Below are 23022 nucleotides of genomic sequence, written 5' to 3' on the forward strand. Positions count from 1 at the left end.
CGCCGGCAAGGCCGGCCAGACCTTCCTGCTGGTCGGCACCGACTCCCGCTCGACCGACCCGACGACGGGCAGCGACGCCACCGCCCCGGACTTCGTCTTCGGCGCCCAGCGCAGCGACGTGATCATGGTGGCGACGATCGCCGACGACGGGAAGACCGCCAGCGTCATCTCGATCCCCCGGGACTCGTGGGTGGACATCCCCGGCCACGGCACGAACAAGATCAACGCGGCCTTCTCGTTCGGCGGCCCGCCGCTGATGATCCAGACGATCGAGCAGCTCACCCGGGTCCGCATCGACCACTTCGCCGTCATCGACTTCGCGGGCTTCCAGCAGATGACCGACGCCGCGGGCGGCATCGACGTCAACGTCGGGCAGCCGAGCGAGCGCGACGGCGTCGTCGTCCCCGCCGGCCCGCAGCACCTCAACGGCGCCCAGGCGCTCGTCTACGTCCGGGAGCGCAAGAGCCTGCCGGGCGGTGACTTCGACCGGGTCCGGCGCGAGCAGAACGCGCTGCGCGCCCTGGTGAGCTCCGCGCTCTCGTCGGGCACGCTCTCCAGCCCGACCCGCGCCTACGACCTGGTCAACTCCGTGACCCAGCACGTCGGCGTCGACGACTCGCTGACGAACACCGGCCTCGCCGAGCTGGTCTTCGGTCTGCGCGACCTGCGCGGGTCGAACATCGCCTACCTCACGGTGCCCACCACCGGCACCGGCACGGAGGGCTCGCAGTCGGTCGTCTACCTCGACCAGCAGGCCGACCAGGACCTGTGGTTCGCGGTCAACACCGACAAGGTCCAGCAGTGGGCCGACGCCCGGCCGTCCGAGCGGCTCGCCGCGACCCCGCGCTGAGGCATGGGCGGTCGGGTGCACGACGTCCTCGTCGTGGGGGGAGGTTCCGCCGGCTGCGCGCTGGCGGGCCGCCTCTCCGAGGACCCGGGACGTCGCGTGCTGCTGCTCGAGGCCGGCCCGGCACCGAGGCGGCCCGAGGAGTACCCCGACGAGCTGCGGCTGGTCTCCTCCCTCGCGGCGGCGGACGACGGCCACCCGAACAACTGGTCGTTCGCGTGCGAGCTGACCGACCGACGCCCGGCGCGGACCGCGCGTGGCCGGGTGCTGGGCGGATCCAGCGCGATCAACGGCGCCAACCTGGTCCGGGCCACCCGGACGGACATCGACGCCTGGCCCGGCTGGAGCTACGACGACGCCCTGCCCGACTACGTGCGCAGCGAGGACGACCACGACGCGACCGGGCCGGGGCACGGTCACGACGGCCCGGTCCCCGTCGAACGCCCGACCGGCGAGCTGCTCGCCGGGCTGACGACCCGGGTGGTGCGCGCCGCCGCCGCACTCGGCGTGCCCGCCGAGCCCGACAAGAACGGTGACGCCCCGCCGGGGGTCGGGCTCGTCCCGGCCAACGTGGTGCGCGGCGTGCGGGTGAACGCCGCGATGGCCTACGTCCTGCCGCACCTCGACCGGGAGAACCTGACCGTCCGCGGCGACACCGCCGTCGCGCGGGTCCTGTTCGACGGCGACCGCGCGGCCGGGGTCGAGACCCTCGACGGCGAGCGGATCGAGGCGGGCGAGGTCGTCCTCGCCGCCGGGGCGATCCTGAGCCCGCACCTGCTCGCGCTCTCCGGGATCGGGCCCGCCGACGAGCTGCGGGCGGCGGGGGTCGGGGTCCGCCTCGACCGGGCCGGGGTCGGGCACGGCTGGAGCGACCACCCGGCGGTGTTCCTCGGTTTCGGATACGACGAGTCCCTGCACCCCGAGGCGGTCTCCACCCAGGCCGCGGTCCACCTCGACGCGGCGACCCTCGACGCGACGCTGCCCGCCGACCCCGCGGGTGACCTCGAGGTGCTGCTCTTCTGCCGCCCGTTCGCCCCCGGCGGCCCCCGTCACCTGATGTGCGCCGTGCAGCAGCCCGACAGCCGCGGGGACTCGGTGCTGGGCAGTGACGACCCCCGTGAGCCTCCGCGCCTGCGCCACCACTACCTCGCCGGCGCCACCGACCGGGCCCGCATGCGTGCCGTGGTGCGCTTCGCCTCCGACCTGCTCGACACCAGCGGCATCGCGATCCCCACCGTCGGTCGGTCCTCCGACACCGAGCTGGACGCCTGGGTGGCGTCGGTCCTGACGACGTCGTCGCACCTGTGCGGCAGTGCCGCGATCGGGCCGGCGTCGGACCCGGCGGCGGTCGTCGACCCGGAGTTCCGGGTGCACGGGGTCCGGGGGCTGCGGGTGGTGGACACCTCGGTGGTCCCGACGGTGCCGCGCCGCGGCCCCGCCGCGACCGCCCTCATGCTGGGTGAGCACGCGGCGGCGCTGCTGCGACGGTGACGGTTCGTCCGTCTTCCTCCCGGTTCGTCCGGACATGGTGATCGCATCCGTCACGGTTGCGACACGATGGAGTGCATCACGGCGCGGTCTCGGCGCGGCGGGCGCAGAATCCGCCACGGCCGTGGTGCGGGCGAGCACCCGGCCCCGGCTCCGCGGTGGATGCCGGGAGTGCTGCTGCCGAGAGCGAGGCCACCGTGGCGCTGTGGGGACGTGGCAAGCGTGAGGACGGGATGCGCCGACTGACCCGTCGGGAGCGCAAGGACCTGCGCCGCCGCGCCGCGGAGGACGCCGAACTGGCCGCGCGTATCCAGCGCGCCCAGCGCCGGCTGGCCCAGGCCACGGGGCCGCTGCCGGTGATCGACCCGCGCACCGCGCCGGACGCGCTCGAGCCGGAGGCTCCCGCCGCGCGGCGCTCGTCGCTCTCGGACTACTGACTCCTCGCCCACCCACCCACCCACCCGGTGACCGGACCGGGGTGCGACGCTTGCGCGGTGCCGAGCCCGGGACGCGCCCTCGGCCTGCTCGTGCTGGTCGTGGCGCTGGTCTCCGGTTGCTCCGGTGGCGGTGAGGTTCCCGCCCCACCGCCCGCGCACGACCCGCCGATCGCCTTCGGCCCGCCGTCGGGAACGCTGCTGCGCGGCTCGTCCACCAGCTACGGCACCACGTACGGCAGCACCTACGGGGCCTCGCCCGAACTCCCCGTCGCCCTCGACGGGACCTCGATCTGGCTCGCGGAGTCCGGCGGCCTGGCGCGCGCCGACTCGTCCGCCGCGGCCACCCCGGTCCCCCTGCCTCCGGGCCGGTGGGTCTCCGGCGCGCCGCGACCGGTCCCGGGGGCGGGTGTCGTGCTGGCCGCCTCCGCGACCTCCCTGCCCGGGTCCGGGACCACGCCGCCGGGCCTCGCGCTCGAGGTGCTCGCCGCGACCCGCACGACGACGGGCGCCCCGACCGTGGCCTGGACGGCGGCCGCCCCACTGCCGTGGGCCGAGAACCCCCGCTCCGTGCGGACCGCGGTCACCGGGGTCGCGGCCGTGGGTGACGGGCACCGGGTCGCGGTGCTGAGCGCCACGGCGAGCACCCACCGCGCCTCCCTCGCCGTCGACCTCGACACCCACCGCGTGCTCTGGGTGGCCGACGGCGTCGTCGCCGGTGCCGTGCTCGACGGCCGCGCTCCCGACGGGGAGCCGCTGCCGGGGGCCGAGATCCCCGCGGGTTCCCAGGGCGCCACGGTCGTCGGCGCGGCGGTGCCGGCAGGCGGCGGGTCGGGCTACACGCCGTCGTCGGTGGTCGGGCTCGACGTCGCGACCGGGGCACGCCGATTCGTCGCCGACGAGGGCGCCACCGCGCTCACCGTCAGCCGGGCCGGTCCGTCGTCGGCCGCCGTCGGGGGACGTCGCGCCGGCACTGCCCGGGCGTTCCTCGCGACGGTCGGTGCCGACGGCTCCCCGCGCCCGGAGGTCGACCTCGGCACCGCGACGTCGGCGCCGCGCTGCGTCTGGGACGAGGCGAGCGTGACCGTCTGCTCCGGGGCCAACCGCGCGTTCGCGCTCGACGCGGTCTCGGCCCAGGTGCTGTGGTCGTTGCCCGCCGCCGGCCGGATCCCCCCGCAGCTGACCACCGCCTGGCACGGCGCGGTCTACGGCACGACCGTCAACGGCCCGGTCGTCGTCGACGGCCGCACCGGGCGCGACCGCAATCCCGCGCCGGGAGCGGCGCCCGTCGTCGTCGACGGCTACCTGGGGATCGGGCCGGGAAGCGGCCTGCTCGGCGGTCTGGCGATCACCCCGGCGACGGGGTGAGCGGCCCGTGGGCCGGACCGGAACGATTCACATGACCAGGTTCACTCTGGCACTATGAGGTGACCCTGCTCACGTCAAGGTTCCCGGTGGTACATGCGCAATCCGCTCGCCGTCCTCGCGCCCCGGCGCTTCGGTTCCGCCGATCAGTCCGTGCCTGCACCACGGCGGGTCCCGGCGCCGGACGCCCTGCCCGGGGTGGAGTTCCTCGAGCACGGCTGCGCGGGCGAGGGGGACGCGCAGGCGCCGGAGGTGTCGGTTCGCGGCATCGACCCGCGCAACGACCGCGGTCCCGGCGTCGCGTCGGTGCATCTCGCGGCGCGGCCCGGCGGGCCCTGCGCGAACACGGTCGAGGACCTGCTCGGCCTCGCCCGGCCTGGTGACTTCCGCCTGCAGCGACTGACGTTCGACGTGCGCGGGCTCGACGCGGTGCTCGCCGCCCGCGGCGGGCGCGCGGTGCTCGACCAGCTCGTCGCCGCCCCCACCGACCGCGTCACCAACGCGGTGTTCCGCGCCGCGATGAGCGGGGCCGGGACGGGCGCGGAGCCCGACGTGCCGGGGGACCTGGACTGCGACGTCCGGGTGGTGGGCGAGGGGGACTCGGTCGCCGGACGCTGCCGTGTCGACCTCGGCCGCGCCCGGCTGACGATCACGCCGTTGCTGACCGGGTCGGAACGCCTCGCGCGCCGTCTGGCCGAGGCGCGGGCCCGGCCGCGCGACCGCGCGGTGCGCCGCTGCCTGGAGCACGCCCTCGCCGTGGAGCTCACCTCGGTCGGGCTGACGGACCTGATCTCGCTGCACCCGGGAGCGCCGGCCTGCGACGTCCCCGTCCGCTGAACGCGACTACACCGTGTGGACGATCAGCACGTCCGCCTTGGACCGCCGCGACACCGCCTGCGGCACCGAGCCGAGCAGCCGCCCGGCGAAGCCCGCGAGGCCCTTGTTGCCGACGACGACGAGCTCCGCCCGGTAGAGCTCGGACTTCTCGATGATCGCGTCGGTCGGGTCGCCGTGGACGGCGACCGTGTCGACCTGGGACACCCCGGTGCGCACCGCGTCGTCGCGGGCCGAGCGGAGGGTGTCCTCGGCGGGACTCGCACCGATGATCTTGTAGGCCTCGTCGCCGAGGGCCCGCTCCGCCTCGGCCTGGTCGCGGTCGGTCGTGGCGTCCCGGACCTCGTAGGCGCAGATGATCATGAGTCGTGCCCCGGAGTCGGCGGCCACCTCCGCGGCACGCCTCACCGCCTTCCGGGCCGACGACGAGCCGTCGGTTCCGACCGTGACGGTCGTGTAGTCGCCCACGGTGCCCACCAGCCTTTCCGCTCCCGACCGAACCCGATCGGCCGGCGTCAGATTGCCAGAGCCGTCCGGAGCAGTGCGCTCGACACCCCGGAGGTATCACGCACCCGCCGTCGGGTGCTCCAGGTCACGGTCAGATCACGATCCTGGCTCCGGGACACCGTGAGGTCCGGATCCGGTAACGAGGACCTCACGTCCGCGCGATCCCCCGGGCAGCAACGGGTTCGGGGAGAGGCGGGGATCATGGTCGGTCACGACGCGGTGGCGACGTCCGATGGCGGAGGTCGTCGGATCGGGACTCCGGTCATCGCGGGCCTCGGCATCGCCGCCGTGCTGGCGATCGCGGTCGCGGTGCTGGTCGCCGTGCTCGGTGCGGGTACCGCGACGGCCCAGGCCGGCGACCCGGGGCCGCAGCCCTACGGCGGTGCGCTCGAGCGGATCGACCCGGGTGACGAGGTCTCCGGGGAGCACGTGCTCGAGGTCGCCATGCTCACGCTCGGCACCGTGAACGGGCTCGCGTTCGCGATCGCGATGATCGGCAGCCGGCTGCGGGGTCCCTCGACCGCCCAGACGCGACGCGCCCTGATCGCGCGGACCGGCGAGGGCGTCGTCTCCGAGTCCCGGCGCGACCGGCGGGAGCGGGCGCGGCTGCGCGCGCGCCGCCCGATGCCGTCGCAGCCCATCGCCGTCGTCCGGGGTGGTCCGCGCGCCCTGGCCCCGCAGGATCCCCCGCCCGGGGCCGTGCCCGTCCAGGGCGGGCCCGCGCCCCGCGAGGGCCTCGTCCCGGCGGCCCGCGTCCCGCACCCGCCCCAGGGGCCGTCCGGGGGACACCGCCGCCCCGCACCGATGTCGCCCCCGGTCGGCGTGCCGTCCCCGGCCCGCCCCGCAGGACGCCGATAGAACCGACCGGTAATGGTGCTAGTGGAGCAACGCGTTGCGCTGTGCTCTGACTGCTGAGATCGGCCTCGCCGATTACCCTTCCTGTGACGGGCTTCCGGTCGACACGGAGGCCCAGACGACGTGCGCGTACCCGTGGCCGGGCCTACCGGCAGGCCTCCCGCGCTCGTCATGCACCGTCCACGCTTACGAGGAGAGTCCGTGACCGGCAACGTGGCCACCCGTGGGCCCGAGACCGAATCCGCCGAGCGTCCGGCGCTGGCGGACCGCGTCCGGGAGGCGCGCGCACGGCTCGACCCGCCGACGGTGACCGTGCCCGCGCCGCGCAGCGCCGAGGGCGTCATCCCCGCGCCCAGCCTGAAGACGGACCCGAACGCGCCGCCGAAGGACCTCCTGGCAGCGGTCGACGCCCTCGTCGAGGAGCTCTCGGCCGTCGAGAGCGACCAGGACGACGAGACCCACCGGACCCTGTGCCGCATCGCCGAGCTCGTCGGTGACGGCGTGCCCGAGGCCGGGTGGTCGGGGTCGGAGAAGATCGACGTCGAGGTCCTGCAGGCCACCTCGGAGGCCGCGCGCGGTCTCCACGGCAAGGCCGCGACGCTGCTCGAGCGTCTCGACGCCGAGAAGCGGCACGGTCCCGCGGCGGTCGTCGACTCCGTCGCCACGACGCTGCGGGTGGTCGGCGTCGTGGCCGACCTGGAGGTCTTCGAGCGCGCTCGCCACTAGCGCGGGGCGTGCCCGCCGCCGGCTCGTGATCACTCCGGACTCGCATCCGGTGCACGGAGCTGGGACGATCGAGCCATGAACGTGGGCGCGGGCGGGTCCCCGGAGGTGTTCCGGCTGCTGTACGTGTGCACCGGGAACATCTGCCGCTCGCCGTTCGCGCAGTTCCACACCCGTTTCCTGCTCGGTGCCCGGCTCGGGCCCTGGGCCCACGCCTTCGCGGTGCACAGCGCGGGGGTGTCGGCCGTGCGGGGTCACGGCATGCACGACGACTCGCGCGCGCAGCTCATGAGTCGGCGCAACCATCCCGACGTCACCGCGTTCGCCGCCCGCCAGCTGCCCGACCGTGACGTCCTGCTCGCGGACCTGGTCCTCACCATGACCCGCGAGCAGCGCTCGACGGTGCTCGGCGACGTCCCGAAGGCCCTGCCGACCACGTTCACCGTGCGGGAGCTCGCTCGGCTCCTGCGTGCGTCGGATCCCTCGGAGCTCGCCACGCTCCCTCGCCACCCCGTCGAGCGTGCTCGTGGCCTGGTCGCCCTGGCCCGGGCGACCCGCGGCACCGTGCCGGCCGTCTCGGCCGAGGAGGACGCGGTCCCCGACCCGGTCTCGGGAGGCCCGGAGGCGCACTCCGAGGCGGCCCGCGTCATCGACGGGTGCGTCCGGACCTTCCTCGACCTGCTCGTGCCCCCGCCGGTCGGGTCCGGGCCGGCCGCTCCTCCGGCACACCACTCGCGCCCGCGACCCGGGCCGGGCGCGTCGCCGTCGTCACCGCCGGTGGGTACCCCGCTCGTGGGTCCCTCGGGGGGCCCGCCGCCGCCCCGCAGCGAGGACGACCCTGCCGGCGGCGGCCGCCCCGAGGCAGCCGAGGCGGGCCGCAGCGACGCCCTGACGCCCGCGCCCGGAGCCCCCGGAGTCTGACGCTCCGGCGAGCGCGCCTGCGGTGTTGCTCTGTTCGGCCGGCTCTGCAACATCGGCGTCGCCCGGGGCGATGACGGGAGGTGTACGGCGTTCCGCCGTGGCACACGACCCGGAGGAGGCCCTGGTGGGCGAACGACGGCTCGACCTCGACGGGACGTCGTGGGAGACGCTGCCGGCACGTGCCCTCGAGGTCCTGGCCGGGGCCTGCAGCGCGCGCCCACTCCGGGTGGGTCGGTCGGCCCGGGACCAGGAGCCGCCCCGCCTCGAGGCCGTCGAGTCGCTCGTCACCGGCGTGGCGACGCTCGCGGCCGCGGTCGGTGCCACCGGCCAGGACCCGGCCGAGGCCCCGGACGTGTCCGCCTGCCTGCGCCGGGCGGCCGAGCTCACGGGCGGCGTCGGTGAGGCCGCGTTGCGGCTGTCGTGCTCGGCGGGCGCCGCCGGTCAGGAACAGGCGGCCGAGGCCGCCGACGTGGTCACGTGCGTGGCACTGACCCTGCGGATCCTCGCCGAGCTCGGCCAGCGAGTCGTCCCACCGGCCGACGCGGGCGATCGCCCGACCCGCTGATCAGCGCCGCACGCCACGTCTCGACGGCGGCCGCGTCACCGCGGGTCGCCGGGAGCCCCGAGGCCTGCGCCACCGCGTCGACGAAGGCGGACCCGGGGTCGACGGCGCCCGGCGGGCGGACGACGTGGACGCAGAGGCGTTCGCCGCCCACGGTGATGCGGAACCCGCCGCGGCCCCGCCGGTCGAACGTGAGGTCGGCGCCGCCCGGGTCCGCGAGGGCGGCGTGGTCGAGGTCGAAGACCGGTCCGCGGCTGGAGGTGAAGCACAGGCGCCGGTCGGCGAGACGGAGCACACCGGGCACGTGGGTCACTTCCCGGACGATCCAGGCCGGGCCGATGCACCCGATGTCACCCACGACCTCGGGACCGTCCGTGGACACGCGCTGTGCCGGCAGCGGAAGCGTGACCGGGACCCGTGACGCGGCGTGGGGGACCGCGGTGTGGCCCCGGGGCAGGGACGGGTTCACGGGCGGCCCTCCCTCCCCGGGCGGTGCGCCGCGCCCACTCGAGGGGCGGCGCGCTTCCTGTGCGTCCATCGCCCACTCAAACGGTCGGGAGCGCGCAGTGTCATGCTCCGGCCGGGGGAGTCGGGTGCGGCAACAGGGTGGACGTTCCGACGATGTTGCGATGCGCTCACGGTGTGAGCCCAATCGGGTGACCGGTGAGCGCACTTCTCGGAAGAAGCCTCCCTCGTGTCACTCTCTGCTGGCATGCTTCCGCCCATGAGTGGACAGAACGCTCCGTACGGCCCCGGGCCGACGGACGGACAGGGAGCTTCGCCGCCTCTGCGCGGGCCCGGCGACTACTCCGCGCAGTCATCGACAACCGCCGGTCCGGTGTCGGGCGGGCCCTCGACCGCCCCGGGCGGCTACGGGCCGCCGCCCACCGGGGCCCCGGCCTACGGCCCGCCGCCCGCGTACGGATCCGGGCCCTCGTACGGGCCTCCTCCCGGGTACACCGGGGCTCCCGGCTACGGGGGCGGCCCGGGCTACGGCGGCGCTCCGGGATACGGAGCCGGGCCCGGCTACGGCGGGGGACCGGGGTACGGCGCCGGGCCGGGCTACGGCGGCGGACCGAACTACGGCACCGGACCGGGCTACGGCGTGGCCCCCGGCCAGCAGGGCTCGGTCGACGTCGTGGGCACCCGGGTCGGGCAGTACATCGTCGACGCGCTCGTCGCGGCCGTGCCGATGATCGTGCTGTTCGTTCTCGGCGGGATCCTCATGGGCGTGTCGAACTCGGGTGGGCTCGCCGTGATCGGCGGGATCATCTACTTCTTCGGCTACATCGCCGCGCTCGTGTCGGGGTTCGCCGTCTACGCCTGGTGGCCCTCGACGCACGGTGGCCAGACGCCCGGCATGGGGTGGCTCGGCCTGCGCATCGTCCGCGAGGAGGACGGCGGCGAGCCCACCCTCGGCCAGCACGCACTGCGCTGGGTGCTGCTGATCGTCGACGGCGCGTTCGCCGGCATCGTCGGCCTGATCATCATGTCCACGTCGGAGCGCAAGCAGCGCCTGGGTGACATGGCGGCACACACTCTCGTCCTCCGCGCCTGACGGGGGCGCGCGGGCGGCGTGGCCACTCCGCCGCCCGCGCTTCACCCCGCCTCGACCGCCGAGGTCGGGCGGGGCCGGTCGGGCGAACGCTCGGCCGTTCGGGGGATGACTGCGCGCATACCGGACCGTAGGGAAACAGCGACCGATGACCGAGCGACATGCCGGGCAGCGAGAGCTCCCCGTGGCCTCTCCGTCATCCGGTCGATGCCGGCGCGTACCGGTGTCAGGAGGTCTGTTGTGAACTCCGAACGGTGGGACACGAACGGTGTCCCCGGGATTCGAGGGCCCGCGCTGGTAGCGCAGGGCGGGTATGCGATGTGGGTCGCGTGGATCGAGGCGTTCCGTCGGGGCGAGGACCGCGACACCGCGGGGTTGCCGTCCATCGACGGCGGCATGGGCTCCTACGTCGAGGCCCGGCTCCTCGAGCGGCTCTCCGCGTCGTTCAGCGAGCGCGTGCGCCAGTGGCAGAGCGTCCTGGGCGAGCGCATCGTCGCCGCGCCGCCGGTCGACGAGGTCGCGGTCACCGCACTGCTGCGCGACGCCGCGCCGGGCCTGGAGCGTCTCGCGCGGGTCGCCGGTTCGCCGTTGCTGCCCCGCACCATGTCGCTCGCCATGCACGACCTGCTCGGTCAGGTGCGGGCGGGTGCCCGTGACGCGGTCGAGGAGAGCTCCCGCCGGGTGCGCGAACCGGCGGGCGAGCCCCGCGTGCCCCGCGTCTCCCGGCGCCCCGGGAGCGGACCGGTCCCGGCGCCGCGCACGCCCGGCGGGGTGCGTCCGTCCCGGCTGCCCTCGCCCGCGTCGCCGGGCCGCACCACGCCCGTCGGTGACTCCGGCGACCAGCCCCCGGTCCTTCCGACCGCGCGCACGCGCCCGTAGCCCGAGAGAACCCCGGTCAGCCCTCGCCGATCCGGGCGAGGACGGCGCGGTGGTCGGTCCCGGCGGCGGGTACCACCTCGAACGCGATCGGGTGTGGCCCGTCCGCCGTGAGCACGTGGTCGATCTGCGCGCCGAGGAACCCCGGCAGCCAGGACGGCCAGGTCCCGGTGAGGCCGTCCCCGGTGTCCGACCCGGCGTCGGAGCAGCCCGCGGTCGCGTCGGAGAAGACCCGCTGGTCCTCGGAGGAGTTCATGTCCCCCGCGACGATCGTGGGACGCCCCGCGTCGCACCATCGGGACAGCCCGGAGACGTCGCGGGCCCAGCTGCCCGTCCCCCCGGGGCGCGGCGAGCGGGGGTGTACCGCGACGAACCGCAGGCCGGAGGCGACCCCCGGGGCGGAGCGGGGTAGGTCGACGACGACGGACGGGTAGGTCCCGGACCGGTCCTGGGACACTGTCGGCCGGCCGAGCGAGGACTTCACGAAGACCGTCATGCCGCTGGCGTCGTCCGCGTCGTCGGCGGAGTAGGAGCGGTAGCCCGACCCGCCCTGGTCGTCATCGAGGCGGGACGCGAGCCGGCGCCGCGTGTCGCCGCGCGACTCCGGCAGGGCCACGAGGTCCGGTGACCGGCTCCGGATCAGGTCGGCCAGCGAATCCGGATCGGCCTGCCCCTTGTACGTGTTCAGAGAGAGCACGACGAGCCCGTCGCCGGTGCCGCCGTCACCGACCGCCGCCGCCGACCCGGCCGCGCGGCTTCCCACGTCGGCGAGACCGATCACCCCGACCAGCCCGAGGGCGAGCGCCACGACCAGCCCGTCCGGACCCGACCGGCGGGTCCAGGCCCCGAGCGCGCCCAGGGCGGCGACCGCGACGGCGGCCACCGCGAGCTGCGGTCGGAACGCGACGATCTGCGCGAACGGGGAGCGGTCGTCGAGCCCGAGCACCTCCGGGAAGAGGACGACCGAGGCCAGGGCCGCCACCACCAGCGCGCCGATCACGCTGCCGACCCCGGGCGTCCGCATCCGGCGGGGCGGTCGGGGGCGCCGCGGCGGGCCGCCGGGCGGACCCCCGCCGGGCGGCGGGCCGGTCGGGCCCTGCGGGGGCACGTTCCAGCCCGGCGGCCCGTAGCGGGCGGTCGGCGCCTGCTGCGGCGGGCGGGGAGGACCCGGTGGCCCCCGGCGTCCCGGAGGGGCCTGACGTCCCGGCGGCCCCGGACGGTGGCCGGGCCCGGCGTCGCGCCCGTCCTCCCACCAGCGGCGTCCCTCGGGGCCGTCCGGGCCCGAGCGTCGGGTCGGCGGTGTGCTCACGCCCTGGTGACGCGCAGGACCACGTCGTCGTTGCCGTCGTCACTGGTCACGTACAGGGCACCGTCGGGTCCGAGGCGGGCCCCGCGCAGCCTGCCGAACGCGCCGTCGAGCTCCGTGGGGGTGGAGACCGCGACGATCCGCCGGGCGTCGGGGCCGGTTCCGGGCCTCATGAGCAGCAGTTTCTCACCCTTGAGTGCGCTCACCGCGAGGGTGCCCTCGAGGTCACCCCACCCGGGGCCCGCGAGGAAGTCGCTGCCGCTGGTGGCGATGGTCGGGTCGCCGGAGCTCCACGCCGCGCCCACGGCGCCCGGGAAGCGGCCGATGTCGGTCATCGGCACGGACTCGTCGTAGCCGCCGGGGGTCTCGCCGCCCTGGGACGGATCCCAGCCGTAGTTCGACCCCGGGACGACGACGTTCACCTCGTCGTCGACGTCGGGTCCGTGCTCGACCGACCACGCGGTCCCGGTCCCGGGCTGGACCGCGACCGACTGCACGTTGCGGTGGCCGTAGCCGGAGATGAGCCGCTCGGCCGCGCTGCCCGACGCCGCGAACGGGTTACCGGGCGCGGGCCCGCCGGTTGCGGGGTCGACGCGCAGCACCTTCCCGCCGAGCGCGGAGCGGTCCTGCGCGACGGTCGCCCGGGCGGTGTCGCCGGTGCCGACCAGGAGGGCACCGTCGGGCGCGAACGTCGGCCGGCAGCCGCTGTGGCGGCCCGACGGGTTGAGCGGCAGCCCACCGACCAGCGGGTCCGCGGTCCGGGTCGCGGCGGTCCCGTCGGCCGAGAGCTGCCAGGCCACGACGCGCACGTCGACCGGGCGGCCGCCCTCGGCGTGGGCCTGGCAGGTCACGAAGCGCCCGGATCCGTCCGGGAACGCCGCGATCCCCATCAGCCCGCCCTCGCCGCGGGCGTAGACGTCGGCCAGGTCGGCGCGCACGGGCGTGACCGGGGCACCCGGGCGCAGGCCGCCGACCAGGGAGAGGGTGCCCTCGCGCTGGGTCACGAGCATCCGGTCGCCGCCGACGAACGCCACGTCCCAGGGGTGGTCGAGCCCGCCCGCGACCGTCTCGACCCGCAGCGCGGGGGCTCCCGCCGCGGGCGTCGTGCCCGGCGTCGGTGACGACGAGGACGCCGGCGACGGCTGCCCCGGTGGCGGCGCCGAGGTCGACGACGAGCACGCGGTCAGGACGACGACCGACAGGGCGACCGTCGCGAACAGAGGGGCGGCACGCACGCGGAGATCATGCCCGTCCCGGCGTGGGCGTCCGGTGTGGGCGGAATGGTGGGAGCCCGATCGTCTCGTGTGCGGCGCACGCCGGTGACAGGCTGGGGAGGTGACGGCCACCACGCCCCGCCCCACCACCGTCGAGGAGTCCGCGAGCCGCTCCGGGGCCGCGCCGGAGGGGCTGGTCGCCGCCCTGCGCAGTGCCGTCGCCGACCCGGACCGGGTCCGTCACCGGCCGCTCGACCTGGCCGCGCACGCGAACGACGCCTCCCACTACCTGCTGCAGCCCCAGGCCGTCGTGCTGCCCGCCGACGCCCGGGAGGTCGCGAACCTGCTGCGGCTCGGCGTCCGCGACCGGCTCGCGCTCACCTTCCGCTCCGGCGGCACCTCGCTGTCCGGGCAGGGCGTCACCGACGGGGTGCTGGTCGACACCCGGCGGCACTTCCGCGAGATCGAGGTCCTCGACGACGGCCGCGCGGTGCGGGTCCAGCCCGGCCTGACGGTCGCCGAGGTGAACGCCCGCCTCGCGCCGTACGGCCGCAAGATCGGCCCTGATCCGGCGTCGTCGAAGGCCTGCACCATCGGCGGCGTCGTCGCCAACAACTCGTCCGGCATGGCGTGCGGCACCGAGTTCAACAGCTACGCGACGCTGCGCAGCCTGACGTTCGTGCTGGCCTCCGGCACCGTCATCGACTCCGGCCGGCCCGACGCCGACGACGAACTGCGCCACCGCGAGCCGGCGCTCCACGAGGGACTCGACCGGCTCCGCGAGCGGGTCCGCGGCAACCCCCACTCCGTCGAGCGCCTGCGCCACCTGTTCTCGATGAAGAACACCATGGGCTACGGGCTGAACTCCTTCCTCGACCACACGCGCCCGATCGACCTGCTCACGCACCTGCTCGTGGGCTCCGAGGGGACGCTGGGCTTCGTCGCGGAGGCGGTGTTCGAGACGCTGCCGATCCTTCCGCACGCGGCGACGGCGATGCTCGTCTTCTCCGGCACCGTCGACGCCACCGACGCCCTGCCCGCGCTGCTCGACGCGGGCGCCAGGACCCTGGAACTGCTCGACGCCCGGGCCCTGGTCGTCGCGCAGTCCGATCCGCGGGCCCCCGACTCGGTCCGCAGCCTCGCCGTGGACGGCCACGCGGGGCTGCTCGTCGAGTTCCAGACCGCGACCGCCGACGAGCTCGACGCCGTCCAGGCCGCGGCGGACCCGGTGCTGGCCGGGCTCCCACTGACCCGCGACGCGGGACTGACCCGCGAACCCTCGGCCCGCGCGTCGCTGTGGGCGCTGCGCTCCGGGCTCTACACCGCCGTCGCCGCCGCTCGCCCTTCCGGGACGACGGCGCTGCTCGAGGACGTGTCGGTGCCGGTCACGGCGCTGCCCTCCACCTGCGACGGACTGACGGAACTGTTCGACCGGCACGGGTACGAGGGCTCGGTGATCTTCGGTCACGCCAAGGACGGCAACGTCCACTTCCTGGTCAACGAGCGCTTCGGGGCGAGCGGAGCGACGGGGGATGGAGACCGCGACGAGGCCTCTCTGGACCGCTACCGGCGCTTCACCGACGAGATGGTCGACCTCGTGCTCGGCCAGGACGGGACGCTCAAGGCCGAGCACGGCACCGGTCGGATCATGACGCCGTTCGTGCGCCGCCAGTACGGCGACGAGCTCTACGGCGTGATGGCCGAGCTCAAGTCGCTCGCCGACCCGACCGGGCTGCTCAATCCCGGGATCATCCTGTCTGACTCCCCGGACGCCCATCTGCGTGACCTCAAGACCGTGCCGACCGTGGACCCCGAGGTCGACGCGTGCGTGGAGTGCGGCTACTGCGAGCCCGTCTGCCCCTCGCGGCACGTCACGACGACCCCGCGGCAGCGGATCGTGCTGCGGCGGGCCGCAGCCAAGGACCCGGCGCTGGCGGAGGCGATCGCGGCCGACTATGCCTACGAGGCGGTCGACACCTGCGCCGCGGACGGCATGTGCGCCACCGCCTGCCCGGTCCGGATCAACACCGGTGACCTCATGAAGCGGCTGCGCGCCGAGCGCCACGGCGCGCGGGCCCAGCGGGCCGGGAAGGTCGTCGCCGAGCACTGGGGCGGGGTGTCGGGGACCGCCCGCGTGGCACTGCGCGCGGCGGCGGCCGTGCCCGGGCTCGCGGCCGCGGCGTCGGCGACGGCCCGGCGGGTGCTCCCCGCGGACCTCGTGCCGCTCTACGCGCGGGACGTGCCCGGTGGTGGGGACACGCGCCCGGCGCCGCAGTACCCGGCGGCGGCCTCCGTCGTGTTCTTCCCGACCTGCCTGCACCAGGTGTTCGCGCCCGCCTCGGGGACCGGCTCCGGGCACGCGTTCCTGCGGCTGTGTGCGGCGGCCGGGATCGAGGTCGCCGTCCCGGAGGGCATCCACGGACTGTGCTGCGGCACCCCGTGGGAGTCCAAGGGGTTCACCGAGGGCAGCGCGGCGATGGCCCGGCGGGTGGTCGACGCGCTGTGGAACTCGACCCAGCACGGAGCCCTGCCGGTCGTCGTCGACGCGTCGTCGTGCACCCACGGTCTGGAGGGCCTCGCCCACGTCCTGCCCGACGACGGGCGGGTCCCCGCGCTGCGGATCGAGGACGCGGTCGCGTTCACCGCGCGGGAGGTCCTGCCGTCCCTCGAGGTCACGACCAGGGCCGCGTCGCTGACCCTGCACCCCACCTGCTCGACCACCCACCTCGGGATCGGCGACGACCTGCGCACGCTCGCCGAAGCGGTGGCCGACGAGGTGGTGGTCCCGACGGCCTGGGGGTGCTGCGGCTACGCCGGTGACCGCGGGATGCTGCACCCGGAGCTGACCGACGGAGCCACCCGTGAGGAGGCCGCCGACGTCGCGGCCCGTCCGACGGAGCAGTACGCGAGCTGCAACCGCACCTGCGAGATGGGGATGTCCCGCGCGACGGGGCAGCCGTACCGTCACGTGCTGGAGCTCCTGGCCGAGAGGTGCGCTCCGCGCCACGCCCCGGCGCGAGGGGAGCCCTCGGCCGGATAGAGCGTCCGGATCCTCCCCTCGCGGTGCCGCTCAGGGCCCGAAGCGCACCCGGAAGGTCGTCGGCCACCGCTTGCCGGTGAGCAGGAACTCGCCGGGCGCGCCCGGGATCGCGGTGATCCCGTTGAGCACGGCCTCCGGGTCGCTCGCCGTGGACGGCGGCCGGAGCCCGGACGCGTCGACGACCGCGGTGACGCGCCCGCCGGCGAGGTCGATCCCGACGACGTCGTCGGTGCGCCAGACGTTCGCCCAGACCGTGCGCCCGTCGGAGCAGTCGAGCTCGTTGAGCTGATCCAGCGGCGCGCCGCCCAGGGTGACCGGCACCGTCCGGCGCGCCACGAACGTCGTCGGGTCCCGGACGACGAGGTCCGAGCCGCCGTCGCTGGTGATCACATCGCCCGGCGGGGACGGCGTGTGGCACATGCCCCAGCCCTCGCGGTCGTAGCGCAGCGTGCGGCGGACGGCGAGCGTCAGCGGATCACGCTCGTAGGCGACCCCGTCCTTCCACGTCAGCTGCCAGATTCTGTCAGGAAGGACCGTCACACCCTCGCCGAACTGCGACGACGGCAGGCCGACGGCCCGCCGGACGGCGCCGGTGGTCGGGTCGGTCGCCCGCAGCTGGGACGCCCCCGTCACCCCGGTGCTCTCCCAGAGCGTGCGCCCGTCGGCCGAGAGCTCGAACCCCTCGGTGTACGCGCCGGGGTCGTGGGGGACGGTCCCGAGGACCTGGACGTGCAGCCGGGCGACGCCGGCCGGCGGGGACGCCAGCGCGTCCGACGGGGTGGCCGGGGTGCCGGGGGACCAGGAGCACGCGGCCGTGAGGAGCACCGCCAGCAGCACCGCCACCCTCGCCCGCACGACGCGAAGGTTCCCACGGGCCGGGGTGACCTCCTCCCGGCCCGGACCGGGTCCTCGGCGGGTGGGGCGCGCGGCGCACACACGCCGGCTGGTGACGGCGACGGTGCTGGTGCGACCGACGCGTGCCGCACACACTCCGGCCGCTGGCAGAACGGTGCAGGGCCACCGACGCGTGCCGCACACACTCCGGCCGAGGGCAGAACGGTGCGGCGCGTCGGTCGTTTCAGGGTCGGAGGTCGGTGGCGGCACGTTGTGTGCGCCGCGCGTCGATCGCTCCGTGGTCAGCGGTGGCCGGTGCCGGAGCCCCGGGCACGCCACGCGCCAGGTCTCCGCGCCCCGGGACGCCCCGCTCGGCGCTCCCGGCCGACCCCTGCGCGCCCGCGCACGGAGGAGGGTCGCGTCGTCCGGCACAATCGAGTCCGTGCACGACCTCGCCGAGACCACCACCGGTCCTGACCTGCGCGACGACCCGGCCGAGCGGCCGGTCCCGCCGCGGCTGGCCGCCGTCGTCGACCTCGCGCGCGCCGCCGCGGTCGAGGCGGCCGACGGCGAGGCCGACGAGGTCGGCGAGGCCCTCGCCGTGCACGCCGAGGACGCCACGGACGACGCCCCGGTGTCGGCGGCGACCCACTACCTCGCCGCGAACAAGCCCGGCTACCGCGGCTGGACGTGGGCGGTCACGGTCATGGCCCCCGACGACCCGGAGGCCCCGGTCACGGTCGGCGAGGTCGCGCTCCTGCCCGGATCGGGCGCCGTCGTCGCCCCCGTGTGGGTCCCGTGGAACGAGCGGGTCCGCGCCGAGGACCTCGCCCCCGGCGACCTCCTGCCGGTCGACCACGACGACGACCGGCTCGTCCCGGCCCACGCGAGCCTGGACGACGACGTCGACCCCGCAGGCGAGTCGGAGGAGGACGTCGAGCAGATCCGCGCGGTCGCGGACGAGCTGGGCTTCGGCCGTCCCCGCGTGATGAGCCCGGAGGGCCGGTTCGACGCGGCCGCCCGGTGGTCCGGCGGCGACTTCGGGCCGGCCGCCGAGATGGCCCGCGCCGCGTCGGCCCACTGCGGCACGTGCGGGTTCTACCTCGCGCTCGCCGGGTCGATGCGCGGTGTGTTCGGCGTCTGCGGCAACGGCAACGTCCCCGCCGACGGTCGGGTCGTGCACGCCGAGCACGGCTGCGGTGGCCACTCCGAGCTGCAGATCGACACCGGCTCGGTGGTCATGGTCTCCGAGCTGGTCTACGACGACGGCGTCGACATGGAGAACCCGGAGCCGGTCACGGCGAGCTCGGACGCGGACGGCTCCTGATCCGCGCGGCGGGGAGAGCCCAGCGGAGCCGACCATCGCCACCGACCCGTTCCGCACCGCCGCCCTCCGCGCCGCCGTCCTCGACGCCTGGTCTGCGTCGCCCGCGCGCTTCCGGGAGGACGCGAACGCCGAGGAGGACCTGAGCCGCGGCGGCTACCGCGACCGCTGGCTCGTCGAGCTCGCCCAGAACGCCGCCGACGCGGCCGCCCGCGCCGGCGCGCCCACCACGCTGCGGCTGCGGGTGGTGACGGCCGACGACGGCGCGCAGGAGCTCCGGGTGGGGAACGCCGGCGCACCGCTGGACGCCGACGGGGTCGCCGCGCTCGCGTCGCTGCGGGCGTCGGCCAAGCGCGACGGCGGCACGGTCGGGCGCTTCGGGGTGGGGTTCGCCGCCGTGCTCGCCCTCGGTGACGCGCCGCGGGTGGTCACCCGAGACGCGGACGGCGCGCTCACCGGCATCGCCTTCTCCCGGGCAGGGACCCGGGAGGCGGTCGCGGAGCTCGGCGGGCCGGTCGCGGCGGAGCTCGAGGCGCGCCGCGGCGACGTGCCCGCGCTGCGCCTGGTGTGGCCCGCGGAGCCCGCCGACCTCGCGGACACGCTGCCGGACGGCGTCGACACCGAGGTGCGCCTCGCGCTGACCGGTCCGGGGGTGCCCGACGGCGTCGGCGCACCGCTGCTCGGCCGGGCCCGCGACGAGGCCGCCGACCTGCTCCTCGCGCTGCCGTGGCTGGCGGGCGTCGACGCGGCCGGGGGGGACGCGGGCGGGGAGCTCGTGCGCCGGGAGTCCGCCGGGCCCGACGACCCCGGCGACGACCCCGACCCCGACCCCGGCCACGACCCCGACGGCCGGACCCGTCGCGTCGTGATCCGCGGGCCTGGGTCCGCGACGGCGGCCTGGACGACGCTGCCGCTGGCCGGGGAGCTGCCCGCCGACGTGCTCGACGACGGTGGGCGCCCCGGTCTGGCCGTCGAGGACCGCGGCCGCACCCGGTGGGAGGGCCTCTGGGCGGTGGCCGACGAGCCGGCCGCGACCGACGTCCTGCACGCGCCCACCCCGACCGCGGAGACGACGACGCTGCCGGCGCGGCTCGTGGTCACCGTCCCCCTGGACCCGGACCGCCGCCGCGTGCGCGCTGGAGCGGTCACCACCCACGTGCTGGCTGCGGCCGCCGCGTCCTACCCCGCGCTCGTCGCGGCGCTGCCCCCGTCACGGCGTACCGCGCTGGTGCCCGCCGCGGCGCTGCCCGCCTCGGAGGTCGACGCCGCCCTGCGCGACGGCGTCGTCGAGGCCCTGCGCCGCGAGCCGTGGTTGCCCGCCGCCGAGGGGCCCGACCTCACCCCGGCGCGCGCGGTCGTCGTCGACACCGGCGCCGAGCCCGCCGACCGGCTGCTCGCGGCGCTGGCCGGCGCGATCCCCGACCTCGCGAGCCCCGTCGTCGGCGGCTCCGCCGACACCCGGGCGCTCGCGACCCTCGGCGTCGTCCGGCTCGGTCCCGCCGACCTCGCCGAGCGGCTCGCCGGCCTGCGCCGCCCCGCGTCGTGGTGGCACACCCTCTACGACGCCCTGGCCGCCACGCCGGCGTTCGGCGGAGCGCGCGAGGAGCTCGCGGCGCTCCCGGTCCCGTTGGTCGACGGACGACTCGTCCCGGGACCGCGCGGGACGCTGCTGCCCGGCGACGACCTCGCGGACGTCCTCGCGACGGCGCTCGCCGGCAACGGGCCGGCGGGACCGTCCGGCCTGCGCCTCGTCGACCCGGCCGCGGTGCACCCGTTGCTGGAGTCGCTGGGGGCCCGCCGTGCCGACGCCGGGTCCCTGCTCGGGGACGCGGAGCTGCGCGAGGCGGTGGCGCGGTCGATCGACGACGCCGAGGCCGGGCTCGACGTCGACGGCCTCGCCCTGGTCGTCCTGCGCCTGCTGGCCGACGCGGGCGGCGACGCGGCCGACGGGGGTGGCGGCACGGACCCCGCGTGGGGTGCGCTCGCCCTGCCCGACGCCGAGGGCGGGTACCGACGGGCCGACGAGCTCGTGCTCCCCGACGGGGATCTGCGTGGGGTGCTCGGGGACGACTCACCGGTCGGTGTGCTCGCGGAGGCGGCGGTGGCCGCGCACGGACGGGTCGGGCTGCTCGCGGCCGGGGTGCTCGACGGGTTCGCCGTCGTCCGCGACGACGCCCCGGCCGGCCCCGACCACGACCTCGACGACGAGGAGACGTGGTGGGCCGAGGAGGTCGATCCGGCGGCGGGCTGGGACGGCTGGAGCGGGGTCGAGCCTGCGGGCCCGCCGAGCACGATGGTCGCCGTGCGCGACCTCGACCTGGTCGCCGACGACCGGTGGGACGCCGCGTGGGCGCTGCTCGCGTCCGACCGGTCGGTGCGCTCCGCACTGGTGACGCTGCCGGGCGAGCCGGTGCCGTACACGTCGTGGTGGCTCGCCCGGCACAGCCGCCTCGCCGGGCACCTGCCCGGACACTGGCGCCTGCCCGACGAGACGCTCGGAGCGGGCAAGACCTCCGACGACGATCCCGGGAGCTCCGCCGCCCTCGGCGCGCTCTACGACCCGGTGCCCGGGCCCGGCGCGCTCGACACGGGGTTCCTGGTCGCCGTCGGGGTCCGGACCGAGCTGCGGGTCGACGGTCCGGCCGACGCGGCCGATCTGCTCCGCCGGCTCGGCGATCCCGCGCGGGTGGTCCCGGCCGGGGGCGTGCTGGCCGCACACACCGCGCTCGCCGCGGCCGTCGACGCCCGCCGGTTGGACGTCGCCGACGTCGAGCCGCCCGCCCGGGTGCGCACGGCCGCGGGGCGGGTCGTCGACGCCGACCCCGATCTCGGCGCCCCGCCGACCGTCCTCGACCGGCCGTGGCTGCTCGCCGGGCTCGACCCGGACGACGTGGTGCCGGTGGCCCCCGGCGGCGCGGCGACCCTCGCCGACGTCCTGGACCTGCCCACCGCCGCCGCCGACCACCACGGCGAGATCCGCTCACCCGGCGTCGCGACCGCCTGGACCGACCTGCCGGTCGCCGCGGCCTGGGCGGCCGCCGTGGGGCGCTCGTTGCCGGCCGGTGGGGTCGTGCTCCACGAGCGGCTCCGGGTCGCGATGGCCGACGACGACCGCACCGGCCCGCCGCGCGAGGTCTTCCCCGGGGTGTGGGTGGACGGCACCGTGGTGCACACCGACGACCCGGTGCGCGGACTGCTCGCCGCGTGGGCCCTCGGTCGGTCCTGACGGCGGGCCGCGGTGGGCTCAGAGCTTCTGGGCGCCCCGCGAGCCGCGGGCGCTCGCGCGTCGCTGCAGCGCCAGGACGCCGAGCCCGACGGCGCCGAGGCCGACGCCGACGGCGCAGGCCCACAGCCAGGGGTCGGCCGGCCGGGCGCCGGTCAGGGCCAGCACCCCGAGGACCACGAGCGCGACCAGCCAGAGCGCCGACCCGAGCAGCACCACGGGCACCGGGTCGGTGAGCCGCCGGGGCAGCGGGGGCGGCTGCCACCCGGCGTCGGGATCGGGAGACGACACGCCGCGACCCTAGCGGCGCCACGTCCGGGCCCGGAGCGCTCATCGTGTGAGCGGGGTCGCTCCCGACCGGCCCTGCGGTTGACAGGCAAGGGGACGGCCGGAACGGTTGTGTCCGATGGGTAACGCAGGAGTGCCGCTGACGCGCCGGAGGCACGTCGATTTCGGTCTCCTCGCGACCCAGGCGTGTCGGCTCTGAACCCACGCCCGCGATCTCTCGAACCATCGTGCCCCGGGAATCTCGTCCCGGGCCCGTCCACCGCATGCCTCGAGGAGGCCCCCCGTGTCCGTCGGCACACCGTCCGACCCCCTGAAGTTCGCGTACTGGGTCCCCAACGTCTCCGGCGGCCTGGTGACCAGCGGCATCGAGCAGCGCACCGACTGGAACTGGGACTACAACCGCGAGACCGCGATCGCGGCAGAGAACAGCGGCTTCGAGTACGCGCTGTCCCAGGTGCGGTACATGGCGAGCTACTCGGCGGAGTTCCAGCACGAGTCCACGTCGCTCTCGCTGGCGATCATGATGGCGACCCAGCGACTCAAGGTCATGGCCGCTGTGCACCCGGGCATGTGGCACCCCGGCGTGTTCGCGAACTTCGGCGCCACCGCCGACCACCTGACGGGCGGCCGCTTCGCGACGAACGTCGTCTCCGGCTGGTTCAAGGGCGAGTTCACGTCGTTCGGCGAGCCGTGGCTCGAGCACGACGAGCGCTACCGGCGCACCGAGGAGTTCATCTCCTGCCTCAAGGGCATCTGGGAGCAGGACCACTTCGAGTTCCGGGGCGACTTCTACCGCTTCCACGACTACTCGCTGAAGCCCAAGCCG

At 76.2% G+C, this 23022-nt stretch carries 20 protein-coding genes; 15 read left to right on the top strand and 5 right to left on the bottom strand.

The window, feature by feature from the left end:
* The 5 genes from VGI02_RS27580 to VGI02_RS27600 form a co-directional block, all read left to right on the top strand.
* The coding region (locus tag VGI02_RS27580) for an LCP family protein (RefSeq protein WP_331633013.1) at positions 1–850 on the top strand (850 nt) is incomplete at its 5' end.
* Positions 851–883: 33 nt separating this feature from the next.
* A complete protein-coding gene (gene mftG / locus VGI02_RS27585) occupies positions 884–2338 on the top strand; it encodes a mycofactocin dehydrogenase MftG (protein WP_331633015.1) in 1455 nt (484 codons plus the stop codon).
* A 194-nt stretch (positions 2339–2532) separates the two neighbouring features.
* On the top strand, positions 2533–2772 hold the full coding sequence (locus VGI02_RS27590; protein WP_331633016.1) for a hypothetical protein: 240 nt from the start codon (positions 2533–2535) through the stop codon (positions 2770–2772).
* Positions 2773–2829: 57 nt separating this feature from the next.
* Positions 2830–4137 carry a hypothetical protein gene (locus VGI02_RS27595; RefSeq protein WP_331633017.1) on the top strand — a complete coding sequence of 436 codons (1308 nt, stop codon included), beginning with the start codon at positions 2830–2832 and terminating at the stop codon, positions 4135–4137.
* A gap of 93 nt (positions 4138–4230) precedes the next feature.
* Positions 4231–4971 carry a hypothetical protein gene (locus VGI02_RS27600; RefSeq protein WP_331633019.1) on the top strand — a complete coding sequence of 247 codons (741 nt, stop codon included), beginning with the start codon at positions 4231–4233 and terminating at the stop codon, positions 4969–4971.
* 6 nt (positions 4972–4977) lie between these two features.
* Here VGI02_RS27600 and VGI02_RS27605 read toward each other — a convergent pair whose 3' ends face one another.
* Entirely contained in the window at positions 4978–5436 is a 459-nt protein-coding gene (locus tag VGI02_RS27605; RefSeq protein ID WP_331633048.1) for a universal stress protein, read from the bottom strand.
* A 240-nt stretch (positions 5437–5676) separates the two neighbouring features.
* Here VGI02_RS27605 and VGI02_RS27610 point away from each other — a divergent pair, with 240 nt between their 5' ends.
* From VGI02_RS27610 to VGI02_RS27635, 6 genes are all read left to right on the top strand, one after another.
* The gene (locus tag VGI02_RS27610; protein WP_331633021.1) at positions 5677–6333 is read left to right on the top strand and encodes a hypothetical protein; all 657 of its coding nucleotides are present in this window, start codon (positions 5677–5679) and stop codon (positions 6331–6333) included.
* Between the two features lie 198 nt (positions 6334–6531).
* Complete coding sequence (locus tag VGI02_RS27615) at positions 6532–7056, top strand: hypothetical protein (RefSeq protein ID WP_331633023.1); 525 nt, start codon at positions 6532–6534, stop codon at positions 7054–7056.
* Between the two features lie 75 nt (positions 7057–7131).
* A complete protein-coding gene (locus VGI02_RS27620; RefSeq protein WP_331633024.1) occupies positions 7132–7974 on the top strand; it encodes an arsenate reductase/protein-tyrosine-phosphatase family protein in 843 nt (280 codons plus the stop codon).
* A 97-nt stretch (positions 7975–8071) separates the two neighbouring features.
* Positions 8072–8539: a hypothetical protein gene (locus tag VGI02_RS27625; protein WP_331633026.1), complete on the top strand. Its 468-nt coding sequence runs from the start codon at positions 8072–8074 to the stop codon at positions 8537–8539.
* Positions 8540–9260: 721 nt separating this feature from the next.
* The gene (locus VGI02_RS27630; protein ID WP_331633028.1) at positions 9261–10094 is read left to right on the top strand and encodes an RDD family protein; all 834 of its coding nucleotides are present in this window, start codon (positions 9261–9263) and stop codon (positions 10092–10094) included.
* 237 nt (positions 10095–10331) lie between these two features.
* Positions 10332–10970: a hypothetical protein gene (locus tag VGI02_RS27635; protein ID WP_331633030.1), complete on the top strand. Its 639-nt coding sequence runs from the start codon at positions 10332–10334 to the stop codon at positions 10968–10970.
* Positions 10971–10986: 16 nt separating this feature from the next.
* Here VGI02_RS27635 and VGI02_RS27640 read toward each other — a convergent pair whose 3' ends face one another.
* Positions 10987–11991, bottom strand: a complete 1005-nt coding sequence (locus VGI02_RS27640) for an endonuclease/exonuclease/phosphatase family protein (RefSeq protein WP_331633032.1) — start codon at positions 11989–11991, stop codon at positions 10987–10989.
* A 281-nt stretch (positions 11992–12272) separates the two neighbouring features.
* Positions 12273–13508: a PQQ-dependent sugar dehydrogenase gene (locus VGI02_RS27645; RefSeq protein WP_331633034.1), complete on the bottom strand. Its 1236-nt coding sequence runs from the start codon at positions 13506–13508 to the stop codon at positions 12273–12275.
* A gap of 100 nt (positions 13509–13608) precedes the next feature.
* On the opposite strand from VGI02_RS27645, the gene VGI02_RS27650 reads away from it, so the two are divergent.
* Entirely contained in the window at positions 13609–16527 is a 2919-nt protein-coding gene (locus VGI02_RS27650; RefSeq protein WP_331633036.1) for an FAD-binding and (Fe-S)-binding domain-containing protein, read from the top strand.
* 30 nt (positions 16528–16557) lie between these two features.
* Here VGI02_RS27650 and VGI02_RS27655 read toward each other — a convergent pair whose 3' ends face one another.
* Positions 16558–17382: a glutaminyl-peptide cyclotransferase gene (locus VGI02_RS27655; protein WP_331633038.1), complete on the bottom strand. Its 825-nt coding sequence runs from the start codon at positions 17380–17382 to the stop codon at positions 16558–16560.
* Positions 17383–17803: 421 nt separating this feature from the next.
* Between VGI02_RS27655 and VGI02_RS27660 the strand changes: the two genes are divergently transcribed.
* Both VGI02_RS27660 and VGI02_RS27665 read left to right on the top strand, forming a co-directional pair.
* A complete protein-coding gene (locus tag VGI02_RS27660; protein ID WP_331633040.1) occupies positions 17804–18688 on the top strand; it encodes a DUF3027 domain-containing protein in 885 nt (294 codons plus the stop codon).
* A gap of 34 nt (positions 18689–18722) precedes the next feature.
* The gene (locus VGI02_RS27665) at positions 18723–21911 is read left to right on the top strand and encodes a sacsin N-terminal ATP-binding-like domain-containing protein (protein WP_414638391.1); all 3189 of its coding nucleotides are present in this window, start codon (positions 18723–18725) and stop codon (positions 21909–21911) included.
* Between the two features lie 18 nt (positions 21912–21929).
* Here VGI02_RS27665 and VGI02_RS27670 read toward each other — a convergent pair whose 3' ends face one another.
* The gene (locus VGI02_RS27670) at positions 21930–22199 is read right to left on the bottom strand and encodes a DUF2530 domain-containing protein (protein ID WP_331633044.1); all 270 of its coding nucleotides are present in this window, start codon (positions 22197–22199) and stop codon (positions 21930–21932) included.
* 280 nt (positions 22200–22479) lie between these two features.
* On the opposite strand from VGI02_RS27670, the gene VGI02_RS27675 reads away from it, so the two are divergent.
* Positions 22480–23022, top strand: a 543-nt coding sequence (locus VGI02_RS27675) for an LLM class flavin-dependent oxidoreductase (RefSeq protein WP_331633046.1), incomplete at its 3' end; no start/stop codon positions are given.

The sequence above is a fragment of the Actinomycetospora sp. genome, from assembly GCF_036497245.1.
GTDB lineage: Bacteria > Actinomycetota > Actinomycetes > Mycobacteriales > Pseudonocardiaceae > Actinomycetospora.

Coding starts and splice junctions, on each gene's coding strand:
- VGI02_RS27600 (WP_331633019.1), top strand. CDS start 4,231: ATGCGCAATCCGCTCGCCGTCCTCGCGCCCCGGCGCTTCGGTTCCGCC.
- VGI02_RS27640 (WP_331633032.1), bottom strand. CDS start 11,991: ATGCGGACGCCCGGGGTCGGCAGCGTGATCGGCGCGCTGGTGGTGGCG.
- VGI02_RS27630 (WP_331633028.1), top strand. CDS start 9,261: ATGAGTGGACAGAACGCTCCGTACGGCCCCGGGCCGACGGACGGACAG.
- VGI02_RS27620 (WP_331633024.1), top strand. CDS start 7,132: ATGAACGTGGGCGCGGGCGGGTCCCCGGAGGTGTTCCGGCTGCTGTAC.
- VGI02_RS27610 (WP_331633021.1), top strand. CDS start 5,677: ATGGTCGGTCACGACGCGGTGGCGACGTCCGATGGCGGAGGTCGTCGG.